We start from the raw sequence: 18,639 nt of genomic DNA, 5'->3' as shown, positions 1-18,639 counted from the left end.
CAGGATATCGCTCAGCCGGCGACGTCCCGGCGGCGGTTGCGGGGTGCGGCGCTGCGCGGCGCCGGGCTCCGTGGCGACCCGTCGGTGGGTGCCGCAGCCGGCCCCTCGCGGTGCAGCGGCGGCCGGCGCATGGTCGGCAGGTCGCCGATGGGGATGTCGTGGCGCACCTGGCGCAGGCCCTCGGCGAGGCCCTGCAGCCGGTCGGCCGCCTCGGTGATGGAGTCGTACGCGGCGTGCGGCACGTGCGGCGAGGCGAGCTCGGCCAGCACGGTGGCGGCCGCCTCGACCAGCTTCTGATGCGCCTCGACGCCGTCGACGTACTGCTCGACCGCACGGGTCAGGGGCCCGTCGAGGGCGCCGGAGCCGCCCGCCGCGGCCTGGGCGCGCTCGAGCTTGACGATCCGGCCGGCGTACCCCGACAGCGTCCGCTCGGACTCCACCGCGAGGGGGCCCAGCTCGGGGGCGATCTCCTCGACGTCCGGCAGCAGCTCGGCCAGCGCCGCCTTCTGCGCGATCAGCCGACGGGTCGGCTCGTACGCCCGAGAGGTCTGCGGCGGCAGCGGCACGGTATAGGCGGACGCGCCGTGCAGGGACACCGCCGACGCCGACGCCGCGCCCAGCCGCTTGGCGTGGGCGTCGGCCTCCCGCTGGTGCGCCCTGCCGCGCCGCACGAGCGCGGCGGCGCCGGCACCGGCGCCCACCGTGATCACCACCGGCGGAATGGCCTGCACGGGCTGGTCCGCGGCCAGCGCGCTCACGCCACCGACCAGCGTCATGGCGGCGAACCCGCCGAGCACTCCGGCGCCCACGCGTGCCCCGGTCGCCCGCGCCTGGGCGCGCCGCATCGGCTGCTCGGCGCGGCGGCGCTCCTTCTCGCTCTGGTGCTCGACGATCTGGCTGGTCGTCGCGCGGATGCCCTGCTCGACGAGCTTCTTCAGCTCACCGCCGAGGCTCGTCGCCGGCGGGGCGGACGGCGCGGGGGGCGGGAGCGGCCGGCTGCGATCGCTGGACTCCAACCGGGTGCGCGCCTGCTCCGCGCCGGCCCGCAGCCGGTCGGAGACCTCCTGGACCACGACGGCCGCCAGGTCACGCCAGAGGTTGTTGTTGCCGCCTCCCGGCCGTCCTGCGGTCATCGTGATCATCCTTGTCCGGTGGTGCGCCGTCGGCGCCTAGCGCAGGCCGCCCTCTGCCTCACGGCGCGGGGCGTTCGGCTGCGCCGGCGCCGGCTGTGCGGGCTCGGCCGTCGGCGCGGCCTGGCCGCCCAGCTTGCTGCCGCCCATGCTGGCGCGCAGCTGATCGAGACGGGCCTGACCGGCCATGTCGAGCGTCGAGCGCTCGACCTCCATCATGCGGCCCTCGACCGAGCTCTCGGCGAGGTCGGAGGCGCCCAGAGCGTTGGCGTAGCGGCGCTCGATCTTGTCGCGCACCTCGTCGAGGGACGGCACGTTGCCCGGCGCGGACAGCTCGCCCATGCGGTTGAGGGATGCCGAGATCTGCTCCTGCATCTTGGCCTGCTCGAGCTGGCTGAGCAGCTTGGTGCGCTCGGCCAGCTTGGTCTTCAGCCGATAGGCGTTCTGCTCGACGGCTTCCTTCGCCTTCTGCGCGGCGACCAGGGACTGGTCGTGCATCTGCTTGAGGTCTTCCATCTGTTGCTCGGCGGCGACCAGCGAGGTGGCGAACGCCTGCGCGGTCTGCTCGTACTCCTGCGCCTTCTCCACGTTGCCCTCGGCGCGCGCCTTGTCGGCGAGCGTCAGCGCCTGCCGCGCGTTGGCGCCGGCCTTCTCGACCTCGCTCATCTGCCGGGTCAGCTTCATCTCCAGCTGTCGCTGGTTGCCGATCACCGCGGCCGCCTGCTGCGAGAGGGCCTGGTGCTGGCGCTGCGCGTCCTCGATGGCCTGCTGGATCTGGATCTTGGGGTCGGCGACCTGATCCACCTTGGCGCCGAAGGCGGCCATCAGGTACTTCCAGAACTTCACGAATGGGTTGGCCATTGCGGCGCATCCTCCCGGTCGATGGGTGATCAGTGGCTGTGTGGTCGCTCGCAGCCGATGCTATCGCGCCGACGACGCGAGCGGCCGCGCCGCGGGCTCAGGACTGCGGCCCCAGCACCTCGGCGGTGTAGCGCCGGGTCTCCTCGAGACCGGCGCGCAGACCGGCCAGCTGGTCGGAGAGGTCACGCAGGTGCTGCTCGCCCCCGGCGCCGGCCTCGTCGCCGGCGGCCAGGCTCACGGCGACGGTCTCGTTCATCTCGCTCTGCAGCTGCTCGAGCCCCAGCACGATCGACTCCATCCGGGCCAGCAGCCCGGCGCGGGCGGCGACGAGGCGGTCCACCGTGCGCTGCTGGGCCACGACCGCATCGAGCGCCCGCTGCAGCTCGGCGGCCTCGGGCGAGCCGGGCGGCGGCGAGGCGCCGGCCAGCCGAGCGCGCTGGTCGCGCAGGGACGACGCCGGCATCCGGTCCAGCGAAGCCTCGACGCCGGCGGACTGCTCGGCGAGCTGGTCCAGCACGACGAGGGAGTCGCGGGCCTCGAGGGCCACGTTCTCGAGCTGCCCACGGATCACCGGCGGCGTGCCGGCCGCGGCGGCCAGGTCGGCGATGCCGCGCACTGCCTTGGCGCCGCGGGACTGCCAGGTCTCGGTCGCCGAGCCGCGTTTGACCCGGGGCGCGGCGGTGGCGTCGGCGCCCGCACCGACGGGCGGCTTGTCGGCAGGCCGTCGGCTACCGAGGGCCGAGACCGCCAGCTTGGCCCCGTAGACCAGCGCCCCGATGCCGATCGCGGCCGGGATGGCCGCGGCGGCACCGGGGATCAGCAGGAACGAGCCGACGCCCGCGGCGGCCCCGAGCGCCCCGGCGAGGGGGTCGAGGAAAGTGGACTTGGCACCCATGGCGCGGCTAGACCGGGACGACCTCGCGCTCGTCCTGCCCGAACACCAGGCGGACCTCCGCCGCCGGGGCCGGACGTTCGGCGTTCTCGCCGAGGAAGGCGGCGTGCCGCAGGTCGGTCGACGCGTCGCCCAGCAGGTCGGCCAGCTCGAGGTCGAGCGCGTCACAGATGCACGCGAGCAGCTCGGAGGACGCCTCCTTGCGGCCGCGCTCGATCTCCGACAGGTAGCCCAGGCTGACGCGTGCCGCCGCGGATACGTCGCGCAGCGAGCGCTTCTGGTGCTCACGATGGGCACGCAGGTTGCTTCCGAGGACTTCGCGAAGAAGCAGCAAGTGGACCTCCTGTATGTGTCGAGCGTCGCCCAGGCCGACCGGCCGTGGGGGTGACGCTCACCCACGACACTACCCCGGTCGCGCCGGGTGAGGGTGGGGACGTAAGTATGCAACGCGCCGTCCGCGCCGGGTGTTCCCGGGCAGGGCGGTGCCGGGTCAGCCGTTGGGCGCGGCGTCGGCGCGGGCCGCGGACGCGCCCCGGGCGAGCCGCGCGGCGCGCGCGACGTAGTCGAGGCCGGTGACCACGGTCAGCGCGATCGCCGCCCCCATCAGCCACCACCGCACGGTCCCCACCGCGCCGCCCACCGGCATGATGTACAGCCAGATGGCCAGCGACTGGACGAACGTCTTGGCCTTGCCTCCCCGGCTGGCGGGGATGACGCCGTGGCGGATCACCAGGAAGCGCAGCAGCGTGATCCCGAGCTCGCGCGTCATGATCACGAGGGTCACCCACCACGGCAGCAGGTGCACCACCGACAGCCCGACCAGCGCCGAGCCGATCAGCGCCTTGTCGGCGATCGGGTCGGCGATCTTGCCGAAGTCGGTGACTAGGCCGTGCTTGCGGGCCAGGTCGCCGTCGAGCTTGTCGGTGGCGATGGCGAGGGCGAACACCCCGGCGGCGATCCAGCGCCAGGAGGTCGCGGCGCCGTCGTCCTGCAGGAGCGCGAACACGAACACCGGCACCAGCGCGATGCGCAGGACGGTGAGGGCGTTGGCGATGTTGTAGATGCTGACCCGGGGGCGGGGGTCGGTACGGTCGGCGTCGACCATCAGGCGCCCTGGGCTTCGGCGACCAGGTCGACTCCGTCCGTATCGATGATCGTGGCCGGCACGAGGTCGCCGATCCGCGCCCGCGCGGCCCCGGCGCCGGTGAGCGCCGTCGTGCCGTCGACCTCGGGACCCTGGTGGGCCGCGCGGCCCTCGACCAGGTCGCCGTCGACGTCCTCGACGAGCACGACGACGTGCTCGCCGAGGCGGTCCTCGGCGCGCTGCGCGCTCAGCTCGTCGACCAGGGCGGTGACCCGCTCCACGCGGTCGGCGATCTCGCCGGCGCCGAGGTGGCCGTCCAGCGCCACCGCGGCGGTGCCTTCCTCGTCGGAGTAGCCGAACACGCCGACGGCGTCCAGGCGGCCCTCGGTGAGGAACCGCTCGAGCTCGAGGAGATCCTCGTCGGTCTCCCCGGGAAAGCCCACGATGACGTTGGTGCGAACGCCGACCTCGGGCGCGAGCGCGCGGGCCTGCTCGATCAGGCCGAGGAAGGCGTCGGTCGAGCCGAAGCGCTTCATGCGCCGCAGCACGCGCGGGCTGGAGTGCTGGAAGGACAGGTCGAGGTACGGCGCGAGCTTCGGCGTGCCCAGCAGCACCTCGAGCAGCCCGGGACGCATCTCGGCAGGCTGCAGGTACGCGACCCGGATGCGCTCGATGCCCTCCACCTCGGCCAGGCGCGGCAGGAAGCTCTCGAGCAGCCGGACGTCCCCGAGGTCCTTGCCGTACGACGTGGAGTTCTCGCTCACCAGCACGATCTCGCGAACACCGTCGTCGGCCAGCCACTGGGCCTCGTCGAGGACGTCCTCGGGACGTCGGGAGATGAACGAGCCGCGGAACGACGGGATGGCGCAGAACGTGCACCGCCGGTCGCACCCGGAGGCGAGCTTGAGCGAGGCGGTGGGGCCGCCGACGAGCCGGCTGCGCAGCACGCGCGGACCGCTGGCGGGGCGCCCGCGCCGGTCGTCGCCGTGGCCGGGCGTCGCCACTCGCGCCTGCTGGCGCTCCACCGGGGCGATCGGCAGCAGCGTGCGGCGGTCGGACGGGGTGTGCGGGACCAGCGGCTTCCCGGCGAGCACGTCGTCCAGCCGGTCGGAGATGTCGCTGTAGTCGTCGAAGGACAGCACGGCGTCGGCCTCGGGGAGCTGCTCGGCGAGGTCCTTGCCGTAGCGCTGCGCGAGGCACCCCACGGCGACCACCTTCGAGCCGGAGTCGGCCGCGGCCAGCACGGCGTCGATCGAGTCCTTCTTCGCCGCGTCGATGAAGCCGCAGGTGTTGACCACCACGACGTCGGCGTCGTCCTCGGTGAGCGCCCAGCCGCGCTCGGCCAGCCGGCCGGCGAGCTCCTCGGAGTCGACGTCGTTGCGGGCGCAGCCCATCGTCACGACGCTGACCCGCCGAGGTGTACTGATCTCACTCACCGGACCCACAGTAGTAGGCCGCGCGGGCACTAGCCGTCGGACTCGCCACGAAGCGCCGCGAGCACCTCGGGCAGCTCCTCGGGCTTGGCGAGCACGTCGCGCGGCTTGGAGCCCTCGGACGGACCCACGACACCGCGCGTCTCCAGGATGTCCATCAGCCGGCCCGCCTTGGCGAAGCCGACCCGCAGCTTGCGCTGCAGCATCGAGGTGGACCCCAGCTGGCTGGTGATGATCAGCTCGGCGGCCTCGCAGGCGAGGTCCAGATCACCGCCGATGTCGCCGTCGATCTCCTTCTTCTCCTGCGCGCCGGCCGTGAGCACCTCGTCCCGGTACTCCGGCTCGCGCTGCTCCTTCACCAGCGCGACGACCTTCTCGATCTCCGCGTCGTCGACGTACGCGCCCTGCAGCCGGATGGTCGACCCGGCGCCCGGACCCAGGTAGAGACCGTCGCCCTTGCCGGTGAGCTTCTCGGCGCCGTTCTGGTCCAGGATGACCCGCGAGTCGGTGCCGGACGAGGTGGTGAACGCCAGCCGGGACGGCACGTTCGTCTTGATGAGCCCGGTCACGACGTCGGTGGACGGCCGCTGGGTGGCCAGCACGAGATGGATGCCGGCCGCCCGGGCCTTGGCGGTGATCCGCACGATCGCGTCCTCGACGTCCCGCGGCGCGACCATCATGAGGTCGGCGAGCTCGTCGACGACGCAGACGATGTACGGGTAGGGCCGGTACTCGCGCTCGCTGCCGAGCGGCGCGGTGATCTCGCCGCTGCGCACCTTGCGGTTGAAGTCGTCGATGTGCCGCACGCGGGACGCCTGCATGTCCTGGTAGCGGTGCTCCATCTCCTCCACCAGCCACACCAGGGCGGTCGCCGCCTTCTTCGGGTCGGTGATGATCGGCGTGATGAGGTGCGGGATGCCCTCGTACGGCGTCATCTCGACCATCTTCGGGTCGACCAGGATGAGGCGCACCTCGTCCGGGCTCGCGCGCACGAGCAACGAGACCAGCATGGAGTTGATGGCCGAGGACTTTCCGCCGCCGGTGGCGCCGGCGACGAGCAGGTGCGGCGTCTTGGCGATGTTCTCGGTGACGAACTTGCCCTCGACGTCCTTGCCGAGCGCTACCAGCAGCGGGTGCTTGTCTGCCTGGACCTTCGCATCGCGCAGCACGTCGCCGAGGATCACGTACTCGCGGTCGGCGTTGGGCACCTCGATGCCGACCGCGGACCGCCCCGGGATGGGTGCCAGGATACGGATCGCCGAGTTGGCGACGGCGTACGCGATATTGTCCTGCAGCTGCTTGATCTTGCTGACCTTGACCGACGGGCCGAGCTCGACCTCGTAGCGGGTGACGGTCGGGCCGCGGGTGAAGCCGACCACCTCCGCGTCCACGCCGAACTGCTCGAAGACGTCGCCGATCGCGGCGATCGCGTCGTCGTTGGCCTTGGTGTGCGTCTTGTGCGCGCCGCCGACGTTCAGGTTGCCCAGCGAGGGAAGCACGTACTCCTTGCCGTCCTCGCCGATGGTGCGCTTGACGATGGCCGCGGCCTTGGCATCGAGGGCGTCCTTCGACGGCGGCCCCTGCACGAACTCCGGTTGCGCGGAGGTCGCGGCCTCGGCACCCCTCTTGTCGTCCTCGACACCGTCCAGCTCGAGCTGCTCGCTGTCCTTCGCGCCGGCCCTCTTCAGCCCGAACTTGCGCTTCGGCGCGGACTCCTCCTCGTCGGCGTCCGGCTCGGGCGCGGTGTGGCCGGGCAGGTCGCCGGCGTCGGCGGCCTTCTCGGCCGTGTCGGTCTGCGACGCCTGGCGGCGCCGCGACGGGCGGCGCAGCCGGACGGCCGAGAGGTCGTCGTCGTCGAGCTCGTCCGGGGTGGCCGGATGGCGACGGCGGGGCCCGGCCGAGGCGGCCTCGGTGGCCGCGCTCTCCGGTTCGGCCTCCCCGGCGTGCTGGCCGAGCAGCCAGGCCCGCAGGTCCGCGAGCCGCGCGGGGATCATGCGCAGCGGCGTCCCGGTGACGACCAGCAGCCCGAACAGCAGCAGCGCGGTGAGCACGAGAACGCCCAGCACCGTGGCGACGACACCGCCGGCGAACGCGCGCCCGGCCACCGAGCCGAGCGTGCCGCCGGCGCGGGTGATCTCCGCCTGGGTCGTCGGGGCACCGAAGCCCAGGTGGAACAGCCCCACGACGCTCAGCAGCACGCATGACCAGCCGACGGCCAGCCGGCCGAACGCCTCGGGGTCGCCGGCGCTGCGGAACAGCCGCATCGCCACGGTGACGAGCACGATGGGGACGAAGGCGGCGACGCCGCCGATGGCCCACAGCAGCGCGTCCGCCAGCGCGAGGGCGACACCGCCGCCGGCCGCCATCCAGACGCCGACGGCGGCCAGGACCGCGACCGCGATGAGCAACAGGCCCACGGAGTCGCGGTGCCGCGCGCGGCGCTTGGACAGCTCGCGGTCGCGGGCGTCGTCGGCGATCTCGGTCGCGGTCTTGCCGCGCGACGACTCCTCCAGGGAGGTGTCCGGGAGCACGGCGGGGTGCTCACCGATCCGGAAAACTCCCGCCACCGCCTGAGCGAGGGTGCTCCAGACCAGAAGCAGCGAGCGGAAGAGTCCGATCACCAGCTTCGGGAAGCCACCGACCTCGGAGGTGCGGGCTGAGTCAGGGGAAGAGCCACCACCGGCAGGCTTGCGGTTCGTACGCGCGCGGGTCGACCCGCTCCGCGCGTTCGAGCGACGCGTGGGCTTGCTGGCGGGAGCCTGACGGGCTGCCATGGGTACTCACCCTAGTGCACACCGACCTCATCACGCCTCATCAACCTCTCCTGTCCCATCCGTGTCTCGGTTTGCGTTTTCCATATGGTGGAACCACTTTCCAGAAGCCGGGAGCCGGGAGCACGCTCGGACGGGTGCGCACCGTGGACCGCTCCCCCGCCCCCATCCCGGCCCGGTTGTGGGGCGTGCTGGCGGCGAGCGTGCTGGTCGCCGCCGCCTCGGCCACGGTCACCGCGGGGGTGGCCTTCCTCATCCCCGCGTTGCACGACGACCGCGGCATGCGGCTCACCACCGCCGGCGTCCTCGTCGCGATGCCGGTGCTCGGTACCGCGGTGAGCCTCATCGCCTGGGGCGCCCTGGTCGACCGGATCGGCGAGCGGATCGTGCTCGCGGCCGGCGCCGGGGCCGCGGCCCTCGCGGTGGCCGGGGCGGCCGCCGCCCGCTCCCCAGTCGCCACCGGGGCGTGGTTCCTGCTCGCCGGCGCGGCCAGCGCGGCCGCGCACTCGGCCAGCGGCCGCGTGGTCGTCGGGTGGTTCCCGGTGCACCGACGCGGCCTGGCGATGGGCATCCGGCAGATGGCCCAGCCGCTCGGTGCGGCGATCGGGGCGATCAGCATGCCGCTGCTGGCCCGCGCGCACGGGGTGTCGGCCGCACTGCTCGTGCCGTTGGCGCTCAACGCCCTCGCGGCCCTCGTCGCCTGGGTGTGCATCACCGATCCCCCGCGGCCGGCGCGCCAGGCACCCGGCTCGGGCGCGCTGGTGACCAGCCCCTATCGCGGCGCCCGGTACCTCCCGCGCATCCACTCCGCATCGGTGCTCCTGGTGGCGCCGCAGGCGCTGATGCAGACGTACCTGCTGGTGTGGCTGGTGGTCGGCCATCGGTGGGACCCGGCCTCCGCGGGCGTCGTCGTGACCGTCGCGCAGATCGCCGGGGCGGCGGGGCGGATCGCGGTCGGCGCGCTGTCCGACCGAACCGGGTCCCGCATGCGGCCACTGCGACTGGTCGCCGTGGCGGGGATCGCCGGGTCGCTCGGCCTGGCCGGCGCGGAGGCGTGGGGCGCGCCCGGCGCGCTCGCCGTCACCCTCGCGGTGGCGGTGACGGTCATCTCGACCGCCGACAACGGGCTGGCCTTCACGGCGGTCGCCGAGTACGCCGGTCCGTTCTGGAGCGGACGTGCGCTCGGGATCCAGAACACCAGCCAGTTCCTCATGGTCGCGGCCAGCACCCCGCTGCTCGCCGCCGTGATCGAGCACGCGGGCTACGCGGCGACGTTCGCGCTGTCCGGTGTCCTCGCCGCGGTGGCGCTCCCCATGGTGCCGCGCGCGGACGTGCGGCGTGCGTCGGTACCGGAACCGGCCGGCGCCGGTACCGACGCACGCCGCGGGCCGTCGGGCTAGTCGGTGGTCCGGCGCCGGTAGGCGCGCAACGCCAGCGGCGCGAAGGCCGCCGCGATCAGCACCGACCAGCCGATGGAGACGAGAACCGGGTGCTGCAGCGGCCATGCCGCGGAGGACGGCGTGGGCGCGCCGCCGAGATTGCCCCACAGCTCACGCAGCGCCTGGACCAGCGCGGAGATGGGGTTCCACTCCGCGATGGTGCGCAGCACGCCGGGCATGTTCTCGGTCGGCGCGAAGGTGTTGGCCAGGAACGTGATCGGGAACATCGTCGAGAACATCACGCCGTTGACCGCCTCGACGGACCGCATGGCCGAGCCGACGAGGATGCCGATCCAGATCATGCCGAAGCCGAACAGCAGCAGCAGCGCGAAGCCCAGGACCGCCGCGCCCAGGCCGTCGCGGATGCGCCAGCCCACGATCAGCCCGGTCAGCGCCATCACGACGATGCCGATCGAGGAGTGAATCAGGCTGGACATGCTGCGCGCGACGAGGACCGAGCTGCTGCTCATCGGCAGCGAGCGGAAGCGGTCGATGATGCCCTTGTCGAGGTCGTTGTTGAGCCCGAGCGCGACGATGAACGACGAGAACGCCATCGTCTGCGCCATGATGCCGGGCAGCAACCACTCGCGGTAGCCGGCCGCGCTCGCGGTCTGGATGGAGCCGCCGAACACGAAGGCGAACAGCAGCACGAACATGATCGGCTGGATCGTGACGTCGGAGAGCATCTCCGGCTGCCGCTTGATGTGCGTGAGGTTGCGCCAGACGAGGGTGCGGACCTGCCGCAAGTAGGACGCGCGCTGGGTGCGGGTCTGCGGCGCGCGCTGCGCCGTGGGTGTGCTGGTGGTGACGGTCATGGCTGCCCCTCCGAGCTGTCGGCGGCCGCTTCGTTGTCGTCGGCACGGTGGCCGGTCAGGTGCAGGAAGACGTCGTCCAGGCTCGGCCGCTGCAGCCCGATGTCGTCGAGGTCCATGCCCAGGGAGTCGAACCGGCCGGCCAGCGTGGTGATCGCGGACAGCCCCTCGGTGGGTGCGGTGATGCGGCGGCTGCTCTCGTCGACGTGCACCTCGGCGCTCACGCCGCGGACCACCTCGACCGCCTCCGCGAGCCGGGCAGCGTCGGAGACCGTCACGACCAGCCGCGCGGCGCCAAACTGGTCCTTCAGCTGCAGCGCGGTGCCCTCGGCGATCACGCGTCCCTGGTCGATGACGATGATGTTGTCGGCGAGCTGGTCGGCCTCCTCGAGGTACTGCGTCGTCAGCAGCAGCGTGGTGCCCTCGCGCACCAGGCCGCGCAGCACGTCCCACAGCTCACTGCGGCTGCGCGGGTCGAGCCCGGTGGTCGGCTCGTCGAGGAACAGCACCGGCGGGGCGGCGATCAGGCTCACCGCGAGGTCGATGCGCCGCCGCATGCCGCCGGAGTACTCCTTGACGACCTTATTGGCGGCGTCCGTGAGCGAGAACTGCTCGAGCAGCGCGTCGCCGCGCGACCTGACCTGCTTGGCCGACAGCCCGTAGAGCTCGCCGATCAGCCGGAGGTTCTGCCGGCCGGTGAGCAGCTCGTCGACCGAGGCTGCCTGGCCGGTGAGCCCCATGGACGCCCGCACGGCGTCCGGCTCGCGCTGCACGTCGTGGCCGGCGACCCGCGCGGACCCGGACGTCGGCTCGCTGAGCGTCGTCATCATGCGCACGGTCGTGGTCTTGCCGGCGCCGTTGGGCCCCAGCATGCCCAGGACGCTCCCCTGCGGCACGGAGAAGCTCACCCCGTGCACGGCGGTGAAGTCGCCGAAGCGCTTCACCAGATCGACTGCCTCGATGGCCGGGGTGCTCATGGAGCCCACCCTAGAGACCGGAGGCGACATGTTTTCGGCCTGCAGATTCACCATGCACGTACAGACCGGCCGGCCGCGGCAAACTCATCGCGGACCGGCCGTGCCGCCGGCCCGCTACAGGTCGATGACGTTGGGCAGGATCATCGGGCGCCGCCGATGGGTGTCGCTGACCCAGCGCCCGAGGGTGCGGCGCATCGCCTGGGCCAGCTTGTGGACGTCGGTGACGCCGTCGTCGAGCATCCGGGAGATCTCGGCGTCGACCAGCGGCTCGACGGCGGCCACGATCTCTGGGTTGTCGGCGAACCCTCTGGCCAACGCGTGGGCCTTGCGCACCACCATCCGCGAGGAGGTCGACACGACGACGGTGCAGGCCAGGAAGCCCTCCTCGCCGAGGATCAGCCGGTCCTTCAAGGTGTTCTCGTCGACGCCGGCGCTGTTGCCGTCGACGTACACCATGCCGCAGTCGACGTGCCCGACGATCGAGGCGCGGCCCTCGACGAGGTCGACCACGTCGCCGTCGGAGGTCAGGAGGATGTGCTCGTCGCCGAGTCCGGTCTTGCGCGCCAGCGCGGCGTGCGCGCGCAGGTGCCGCCACTCGCCGTGCACGGGCATCAGGTTGCTCGGTCGTGTCGTGTTCAGCAGGTAGAGCAGCTCGCCCGCGGCGGCGTGGCCGGAGACGTGCACCAGCGCGTTGTCCTTGCTGATGACGTTGGCGCCCAGCTCGGCGAGGGCGTTGATCACCTTGTTGACGGCGGTCTCGTTGCCCGGGACGAGCGAGGAGGCCAGCAGCACGGTGTCGCCCTCGGCGACGGTGATGTGCCGGTGGTTCCCGGTCGCCATCCGCGACAGCGCGGACAGCGGCTCGCCCTGGGACCCCGTCGAGATGATCACCACCTGGGAAGGATGCATGCGCGCGGCCTGGTCGATCGAGACGGTGAGCCCCGCGGGGATGTTCAGGTAGCCCAGGTCGCTCGCCACACCCATGTTGCGCACCATCGAGCGGCCGACGAACGAGATCTTGCGGCCGTTCTTGTGCGCGGCGTCGATCACCTGCTGGATGCGGTGCACGTGGGAGGCGAACGACGCCACGATGATGCGCTGCTGCGCCTCCCGGATGACCGACTCGATGACCGGGCCGAGCTTCTCCTCGGGGGTGACGAACCCGGGCACCTCCGCGTTGGTGGAGTCGCTCATGAGCAGGTCGATGCCCTCGAAGCCCAGCCGCGCGAACCCGGCCAGGTCGGTGATGCGGCCGTCCAGCGGCACCTGGTCCATCTTGAAGTCGCCGGTGTGCAGGACGACGCCCGCGCCGGTGCGGACGGCGACGGCCATCGCGTCCGGGATGGAGTGGTTGACGGCGAAGAACTCGAGGTCGAACGGCCCGTAGGTGACCCGTTGCCCCTCGCGCACGTCTTTGAGGGTGGGCTTGATGCGGTGCTCGCGCAGCTTGGCGGCGACGAAGGCGTTGGTCAGCTTGGACCCGACGATCGGGATGTCGCGGCGCTCGCGCAGCAGGAACGGCACGCCGCCGATGTGGTCCTCGTGACCGTGCGTGAGGACGATCGCCTCGATGTCGTCGAGGCGGTCCTCGTAGGCCGACCAGTCCGGCAGGATCAGGTCGACGCCCGGCTGGTCGCTCTCGGGGAACAGCACGCCGCAGTCGATGACCAGCAGCCGGCCGGCGTACTCGAGGATCGCCATGTTGCGGCCGATCTCGCCGAGGCCGCCGAGCGGGACGATCCGCAGGCCGTCCTTCGGCAGCTTCGGCAGCGCCGCCAGGGTGCCGGGTGCTCGGGTCATCGGCTGACCTCCTTGCCGGCCGCCACGAGCATGTCGCGTAGCTGCCCGACCTCCTCGTCGGAGGCCGGCAGCAACGGCAGCCGGGTCTGCCGCGAGCCGATCACGCCGAGCAGCTGGCTGACGGCCTTGGCGCGGATGGCGCCCTGCGAGGACCGGCTCATGATCGTGCGGACGGCGGGGATCAGGTCGACGTGGATCTGCCGCGCCTCGGCGAGGTCGCCGCGCTCGACGGCGTCCAGCATGTCGAGGTACTCCCGGCCGAACGCGTGCCCGACGACGCTGATCACGCCGACCGCGCCACTGGCCATCCAGGCCAGGTTCAGCGGGTCGTCGCCGGAGTAGTAGGCGAGGTCGGTCGTCGCGATGACCTCGAGCCCGGCCGACAGGTCGCCCTTGGCGTCCTTGACGCCCACGATCCGCTCGTGCTCGGCGAGCCGCTGCAGGGTCGGGGTCTCGATCGGAATGCCCGAGCGCCCGGGGATGTCGTAGAGGACGTTGGGCAGCCCGGTGGCGTCGGCCACCGCGGTGAAGTGTGCGACGAGACCGGCCTGGGTGGGCTTGCTGTAGTACGGCGTCACGACCAGCAGCGCGTCGGCGCCGGCCTGCTCGGCGGCGCGCGCGAGCTCGACGGTGTGCGCGGTCGCGTACGTGCCGACGCCCGCCACGATGCACGCCCGCTCGCCCACGGCCTCGACCACGGTGCGCAGGATCGTCGACTTCTCCGCGTCGGTGGTGGTCGGCGACTCGCCGGTCGTGCCGGAGACGACCAGCCCGTCGTGCCCGTCGTCGACGAGGCGTACGGCGAGGGCGGCCAGTCCGTCGTGGTCGATCGCGCCGTCCTCGGTCATCGGCGTGACCATCGCGGTCAGCACGCGCCCGATGGGCGCGCGAGAGTCACTGGCTTGGGTCATTGCTCAAATCTACCGTTCTCTAGAATCCTCGGGCGCTGCCCAGCAGCGCTTCGATGTCCGCCTCGTCGCCGATGAGCTCGACGCGCGCGACGTCCTCGCGGCCGTAGCACCACAGCGCGAGCTCGTCGGGGGTGCCGACGACCGTGACGCCGCCCTTGTTCCTGCTCGCGCGCGCCACGAACGGCTGGCCGGTGCCCGGGTCGAGACGGACGGTCACCGGCGACTTGCGCAGCAGGAACCGGCCGATCCTCATCAGCGATCCCTCCAGCGCACGGTACCGCTCGCCGTCGGCGTCCCGCGGCGCCCACCCCGGCTGGGCCCGGCGCACGTCCTCGTGGTGGATGAAGAACTCGCCGAGGTTGGCCTTCGCGTCGAGGCCGGGCAGCCGGAACACCGACAGCGCCGGCGGTCCGGTGCGGATCCGCTCGACCAGGACCGGCCACGGGAGGGCGGCCAGCTGCTCGCGCACCTTCTGCGTGTACCCGGCGAACGCCGGGATCAGCACGCCGGGTGCGGCGTCGGGTCGACCCTCGCGCACGGCGAGGTGCGCCGCGAGGTCGCGGGTCGCCCAGCCCTCGCAGAGGGTGGGCGCGTCGGGTCCCAGCTCGTCGAAGAGGTCGCAGAGCGCGCGGCGCTCGGCCTGCGCGATGTTGGCTGCCATCAGCTCATCCTTCCGTCACGAGAGCGCTCGAGGCGATGCGCCGGCCGTCCGGCAGGTCGGTCAGCAGGAAGTCGGCGAACGCGTTCGGCTCGACCTCCCGCAGCCGCTGCAGGCAGGCGACGGCGAGCTCGCGCAGCTCGTCGTCCGCGTGGTCCGAGCCGTGGGTCGCGATCAGCTGCCGCCAGGCCCGGAGGTTGCCGGTGACCACGATCTCGGTCGCCCGCGCCGCCGGCAGCAGCGCCTGCGCCGCCTGCCGGGCGCGCTTGCTGCGGGTCGCGCCCTCCGAGCCGGCGAGCCGCTGCCCGATCCCCTCGATCAGCTCGTCGTACGCCGCCCGCGCGGTCGCGGCGGCCCGCTCGAACAGCCCGCCCAGCTCGTCGTCGCCGTTGACCGGCTGCGGGACGACGAAGGCCGGGTCGTCGATGACGTGGCGCTGCGAGAGCTGGCTGTAGGACAGGTGGCGGTGCCGGATCAGCTCGTGGGTGACCGAGCGGGAGACCCCGCGGATGTACAGCGTCACCTGCGCGTGCTCGAGCACGGACAGGTGCCCGACCTCGATGACGTGCCGCAGGTAGCCGGCGTTCGTCGCGGTCGCCGCCTTGGGCTTGTCCCACGACCGGTAGCACGCCCGGCCGGCGAACTCGGCCAGCGCCTGGCCGCCGTCCGCGTCGGTGCTCCACGGCACGTCGGCGGGCGCGCTGAATCGGGTGGTAGCGATGACGTCGACACGCAGGGTGGTCTGATCGCTCATGGTGCACCAACCTACCGCCTGGGTCCGCCGGGGAACCTCCGGCTCGCGGTGCGAAGATGTCAGACGGTGCCCACGAGGATCGCGGCCCGCATCACCGAACCAGGAGCGTCGATGACCGACTTCGCATACGAGGACATGCTGCCGATCGGCACGGATCCCACCCCCTATCGCCTGCTGGGCACCGACGGCGTGCGCACGGTCGAGGGCCCCGGTGGCCGCACGTTCCTGGAGGTGGACCCGTCGGCCCTCGAGCTGCTCTCGCGCACCGCGATGCACGACATCGCGCACTACCTGCGCCCGGCGCACCTGCAGCAGCTGCGCAACATCCTGGACGATCCCGAGGCGAGCAACAACGACAAGTTCGTCGCCCTGGACCTGCTGAAGAACGCCAACATCGCCGCCGGCGGCGTGCTGCCCATGTGCCAGGACACCGGAACCGCGATCATCATGGGCAAGCGCGGCCAGCAGGTGCTCACCGAGGGCACCGACGAGCGCGCGCTGAGCAAGGGCGTGTACGACGCGTACACGCAGCTGAACCTGCGGTACTCGCAGATGGCTCCCCTGACGATGTGGGAGGAGAAGAACACCGGCTCCAACCTGCCGGCGCAGATCGAGCTGTACGCCGACACCCTCCCGGGGCACGAGACCGGCTACAAGTTCCTGTTCATGGCCAAGGGCGGCGGCTCGGCCAACAAGTCGTACCTGTTCCAGGAGACGAAGGCCATCCTGAACCCCGACGCGATGCTGCGCTTCCTCGACGAGAAGATCCGCTCGCTGGGCACCGCCGCCTGCCCGCCCTATCACCTCGCGATCGTCATCGGCGGCACATCGGCCGAGCTGGCGCTGAAGACGGCGAAGTACGCGTCGGCCAAGTACCTCGACGCGCTCCCGACGTCCGGCTCCCCCACCGCCCACGGCTTCCGCGACCTCGAGCTGGAGGAGCAGGTGCTCGAGCTGACCCGGCAGACCGGCATCGGCGCCCAGTTCGGCGGGAAGTACTTCTGCCACGACGTCCGGGTGGTGCGCCTGCCCCGGCACGGCGCGTCGCTGCCCGTCGCGATCGCGGTCTCCTGCTCGGCCGACCGGCAGTGCCTCGGCAAGATCACCCCCGAAGGCGTGTTCATCGAGCAGCTCGAGACCGACCCCGCCCGGTTCCTGCCCGAGACGGTCCCGGCCGACCTCGACGAGGAGACCACGGGCCTGCAGTCGACCGGCAAGAACGTCGTGGTGAAGATCGACCTGTCGCGGCCGATGGACGAGATCCGCGCCGAGCTGTCGAAGCATCCCGTGAAGACCCGGCTCTCGCTGACCGGCACGCTGGTGGTGGCCCGCGACATCGCGCACGCGAAGATCAAGGAGCGGCTGGACGCCGGCGAGGCGATGCCGCAGTACCTGAAGGACCACCCCGTCTACTACGCGGGCCCGGCGAAGACGCCGGCCGGCATGGCCTCGGGGTCGTTCGGGCCGACGACCGCCGGCCGGATGGACTCGTACGTCGACCAATTCCAGGCCGCCGGCGGCTCGATGGTGATGCTGGCCAAGGGCAACCGCTCGCAGCAGGTCACCGACGCCTGCGACCGGCACGGCGGCTTCTACCTCGGCTCGATCGGCGGACCGGCCGCGCGCCTGGCGCAGGACTGCATCAAGTCGGTGGAGGTGCTGGAGTACCCCGAGCTCGGCATGGAGGCGATCTGGCGGATCGAGGTCGAGGACTTCCCCGCGTTCATCGTCGTCGACGACAAGGGCAACGACTTCTTCGCCTCGGTCACCAAGCCGGTCGCGCTGACCATCCAGAAGCGCCCCGGTCTCTAGCCGCCGGTCCCGTCGCCAGCGAGGTCGTCCGTGCCCGGCGCGGCGCTCGCGAGCGGGTCCGCGAGGTCGCCCTTGCCGACCACGCTGACCCGCTCGAGCGCGAGCCAGCCGGCCATGCGGCCGAGCTCGGCGCGCAGCCGGTCGGCCACGTAGCCCGGCTGCAGGCCGGAGCCCGCCTCGTGGTGCGCGGCCTGCACCAGCAGGACGCCGGCGCCGCGGTCGGCCTTGAGGTCGACCCGCGCCGCGATCCGCTCGTCGAGCAGGTACAGCAGCACGTAGTAGCCGTGCACGCGCTTGTGCGCGGGCGTGTAGATCTCGATCCGGTAGTGGCAGTCCCACAGCCGCTCGGTGCGGTCGCGCTCCCACACGAGCGGGTCGAAGGGCGACAGCAGCGCGGCGTGCGGCACGCGTCGCGGCAGCCGGGCGTCACGGTGCAGGTACCAGGTGCCGCGCAGCCCGCGCACCGTCACCGGCTCCAGCAGGCCCTCCTCGACGAGCTCGCGCAGCAGCACGGCGGTCTGCGGCCCGCGGAGGCGGAAGTAGTCGCGCAGGTGCGCGGCGGTGGCGACGCCGTGCGCGCGGGCGGCGACGGCCAGCAGCGCCCGCTGCGCGTCGTCGCGCGAGGGCGTCGGGGCGGCGAGCACTGCGGGCGGGATGACGCGCTCGGTCAGGTCGAAGACCCGCTCGAACTGGGCGTTGCGGCGGATGGACGCCAGCTCTCCGGTGCGGAACAGCCACTCGACGGCGGCCTTCGCGTCGTGCCACGACCACATCTCGCCGCGCACCCTGCCGGTGCGCTCGGGGTCGACCTGCGAGCTGGTCACCGGGCCGCGCTCGCGCACGAGCGCGCGGACGTCGTCGACGTAGCCGGGGTTGGCCCGCACGACGCGGTCGATGAGCTCCCAGGTGCGCCCGCGCGCGTCCGCCATCCGCCAGCGCAGCAGCGGATGGTGCTCGACCGGCGACAGCGAGGCCATGTGCGCCCAGTACTCGAACACGCGGCGGCGCGGATGCTCCAGCCGGTCGAAGGCCGCCCGCTCGTACGGCCCCAGGCGCGAGTACGCCGGCAGGTAGTGGGCCCGGGTCAGCACGTTGACCGAGTCGATCTGCACCACGCCGGTGCGGTCGTAGACGCGCTGGAGGTGCCGCGCGGTCGGCGGACCGGCGGGCGCCCGGTCGGCGAAGCCCTGCGCGGCCAGGGCGATGCGCCGGGCCGCGGCGATGCTGAGCTCTCTCATCCCCGCCCAACCTAGGGCACCGCTCCGACACGGCCGGCTGGCGGCTGCCTCGCGGTGCGCGACCGGC

Annotated in this window: 16 protein-coding genes; 2 read left to right on the top strand and 14 right to left on the bottom strand. The window is 72.5% G+C overall.

From position 1 onward, the window contains the following. Positions 1–11: 11 nt before the first annotated feature. From pspM to F8A92_RS09350, 7 genes are all read right to left on the bottom strand, one after another. Complete coding sequence (gene pspM / locus F8A92_RS09380) at positions 12–1,133, bottom strand: phage shock envelope stress response protein PspM (protein ID WP_153504899.1); 1,122 nt, start codon at positions 1,131–1,133, stop codon at positions 12–14. Positions 1,134–1,169: 36 nt separating this feature from the next. Beyond that, a complete protein-coding gene (locus F8A92_RS09375) occupies positions 1,170–1,991 on the bottom strand; it encodes a PspA/IM30 family protein (protein ID WP_153504898.1) in 822 nt (273 codons plus the stop codon). Positions 1,992–2,088: 97 nt separating this feature from the next. Then, positions 2,089–2,886, bottom strand: coding sequence for a hypothetical protein (locus tag F8A92_RS09370; protein WP_153504897.1), 798 nt, complete (start codon positions 2,884–2,886; stop codon positions 2,089–2,091). Positions 2,887–2,893: 7 nt separating this feature from the next. After that, complete coding sequence (locus F8A92_RS19270) at positions 2,894–3,217, bottom strand: helix-turn-helix domain-containing protein (RefSeq protein WP_153504896.1); 324 nt, start codon at positions 3,215–3,217, stop codon at positions 2,894–2,896. A 156-nt stretch (positions 3,218–3,373) separates the two neighbouring features. Next, positions 3,374–3,988 (bottom strand): CDP-diacylglycerol--glycerol-3-phosphate 3-phosphatidyltransferase, encoded by a 615-nt coding sequence (gene pgsA / locus F8A92_RS09360; RefSeq protein ID WP_153504895.1) that lies wholly within the window; start codon positions 3,986–3,988, stop codon positions 3,374–3,376. Next, a complete protein-coding gene (gene rimO / locus F8A92_RS09355) occupies positions 3,988–5,403 on the bottom strand; it encodes a 30S ribosomal protein S12 methylthiotransferase RimO (RefSeq protein ID WP_228389324.1) in 1,416 nt (471 codons plus the stop codon). The genes pgsA and rimO overlap by 1 nt, the downstream gene beginning before the upstream one ends. Before the next feature lie 29 nt (positions 5,404–5,432). Further along, the gene (locus F8A92_RS09350) at positions 5,433–8,021 is read right to left on the bottom strand and encodes a DNA translocase FtsK (RefSeq protein ID WP_228389323.1); all 2,589 of its coding nucleotides are present in this window, start codon (positions 8,019–8,021) and stop codon (positions 5,433–5,435) included. Positions 8,022–8,308: 287 nt separating this feature from the next. On the opposite strand from F8A92_RS09350, the gene F8A92_RS09345 reads away from it, so the two are divergent. Continuing rightward, a complete protein-coding gene (locus tag F8A92_RS09345) occupies positions 8,309–9,571 on the top strand; it encodes an MFS transporter (RefSeq protein ID WP_228389322.1) in 1,263 nt (420 codons plus the stop codon). On the opposite strand, the gene F8A92_RS09340 is transcribed toward F8A92_RS09345, so the two are convergent. From F8A92_RS09340 to thyX, 6 genes are all read right to left on the bottom strand, one after another. Further along, on the bottom strand, positions 9,568–10,425 hold the full coding sequence (locus tag F8A92_RS09340) for an ABC transporter permease (RefSeq protein WP_153504894.1): 858 nt from the start codon (positions 10,423–10,425) through the stop codon (positions 9,568–9,570). The two genes, F8A92_RS09345 and F8A92_RS09340, sit on opposite strands and share 4 nt — an antisense overlap. Continuing rightward, a complete protein-coding gene (locus F8A92_RS09335; RefSeq protein ID WP_228389321.1) occupies positions 10,422–11,399 on the bottom strand; it encodes an ATP-binding cassette domain-containing protein in 978 nt (325 codons plus the stop codon). The genes F8A92_RS09340 and F8A92_RS09335 overlap by 4 nt, the downstream gene beginning before the upstream one ends. A 114-nt stretch (positions 11,400–11,513) precedes the next feature. Continuing rightward, positions 11,514–13,199: a ribonuclease J gene (locus tag F8A92_RS09330; protein WP_153504892.1), complete on the bottom strand. Its 1,686-nt coding sequence runs from the start codon at positions 13,197–13,199 to the stop codon at positions 11,514–11,516. Then, entirely contained in the window at positions 13,196–14,110 is a 915-nt protein-coding gene (gene dapA / locus F8A92_RS09325) for a 4-hydroxy-tetrahydrodipicolinate synthase (RefSeq protein ID WP_153504891.1), read from the bottom strand. Before dapA ends, F8A92_RS09330 begins: the two co-directional genes overlap by 4 nt. Positions 14,111–14,129: 19 nt before the next feature. After that, positions 14,130–14,771, bottom strand: a complete 642-nt coding sequence (locus F8A92_RS09320) for a TIGR03085 family metal-binding protein (protein WP_153504890.1) — start codon at positions 14,769–14,771, stop codon at positions 14,130–14,132. A gap of 4 nt (positions 14,772–14,775) precedes the next feature. Next, a complete protein-coding gene (gene thyX / locus F8A92_RS09315) occupies positions 14,776–15,522 on the bottom strand; it encodes an FAD-dependent thymidylate synthase (RefSeq protein ID WP_153504889.1) in 747 nt (248 codons plus the stop codon). 111 nt (positions 15,523–15,633) lie between these two features. Here thyX and F8A92_RS09310 point away from each other — a divergent pair, with 111 nt between their 5' ends. Next, on the top strand, positions 15,634–17,334 hold the full coding sequence (locus tag F8A92_RS09310; RefSeq protein WP_153504888.1) for a fumarate hydratase: 1,701 nt from the start codon (positions 15,634–15,636) through the stop codon (positions 17,332–17,334). On the opposite strand, the gene F8A92_RS09305 is transcribed toward F8A92_RS09310, so the two are convergent. Continuing rightward, positions 17,331–18,572, bottom strand: coding sequence for a winged helix-turn-helix domain-containing protein (locus tag F8A92_RS09305; protein ID WP_153504887.1), 1,242 nt, complete (start codon positions 18,570–18,572; stop codon positions 17,331–17,333). The genes F8A92_RS09310 and F8A92_RS09305 overlap by 4 nt on opposite strands. Between the last annotated feature and the right edge of the window lie 67 nt (positions 18,573–18,639).

This window comes from Cumulibacter manganitolerans, from assembly GCF_009602465.1.
Classification (GTDB): domain Bacteria; phylum Actinomycetota; class Actinomycetes; order Mycobacteriales; family Antricoccaceae; genus Cumulibacter; species Cumulibacter manganitolerans.
The sequence above is the reverse complement of the archived record's forward strand: the minus strand, read 5'-3'. Positions and strand labels throughout refer to the sequence as shown.

What these genes read in the sequence shown, in the direction of transcription:
- pspM (WP_153504899.1), bottom strand. Translation starts at nt 1,133, where the DNA reads ATGACCGCAGGACGGCCGGGAGGCGGCAACAACAACCTCTGGCGTGAC.
- F8A92_RS09375 (WP_153504898.1), bottom strand. Translation starts at nt 1,991, where the DNA reads ATGGCCAACCCATTCGTGAAGTTCTGGAAGTACCTGATGGCCGCCTTC.
- F8A92_RS09370 (WP_153504897.1), bottom strand. Translation starts at nt 2,886, where the DNA reads ATGGGTGCCAAGTCCACTTTCCTCGACCCCCTCGCCGGGGCGCTCGGG.
- pgsA (WP_153504895.1), bottom strand. Translation starts at nt 3,988, where the DNA reads ATGGTCGACGCCGACCGTACCGACCCCCGCCCCCGGGTCAGCATCTAC.
- F8A92_RS09340 (WP_153504894.1), bottom strand. Translation starts at nt 10,425, where the DNA reads ATGACCGTCACCACCAGCACACCCACGGCGCAGCGCGCGCCGCAGACC.
- F8A92_RS09335 (WP_228389321.1), bottom strand. Translation starts at nt 11,399, where the DNA reads ATGAGCACCCCGGCCATCGAGGCAGTCGATCTGGTGAAGCGCTTCGGC.
- F8A92_RS09330 (WP_153504892.1), bottom strand. Translation starts at nt 13,199, where the DNA reads ATGACCCGAGCACCCGGCACCCTGGCGGCGCTGCCGAAGCTGCCGAAG.
- dapA (WP_153504891.1), bottom strand. Translation starts at nt 14,110, where the DNA reads ATGACCCAAGCCAGTGACTCTCGCGCGCCCATCGGGCGCGTGCTGACC.
- F8A92_RS09320 (WP_153504890.1), bottom strand. Translation starts at nt 14,771, where the DNA reads ATGGCAGCCAACATCGCGCAGGCCGAGCGCCGCGCGCTCTGCGACCTC.
- thyX (WP_153504889.1), bottom strand. Translation starts at nt 15,522, where the DNA reads ATGAGCGATCAGACCACCCTGCGTGTCGACGTCATCGCTACCACCCGA.
- F8A92_RS09310 (WP_153504888.1), top strand. Translation starts at nt 15,634, where the DNA reads ATGACCGACTTCGCATACGAGGACATGCTGCCGATCGGCACGGATCCC.
- F8A92_RS09305 (WP_153504887.1), bottom strand. Translation starts at nt 18,572, where the DNA reads ATGAGAGAGCTCAGCATCGCCGCGGCCCGGCGCATCGCCCTGGCCGCG.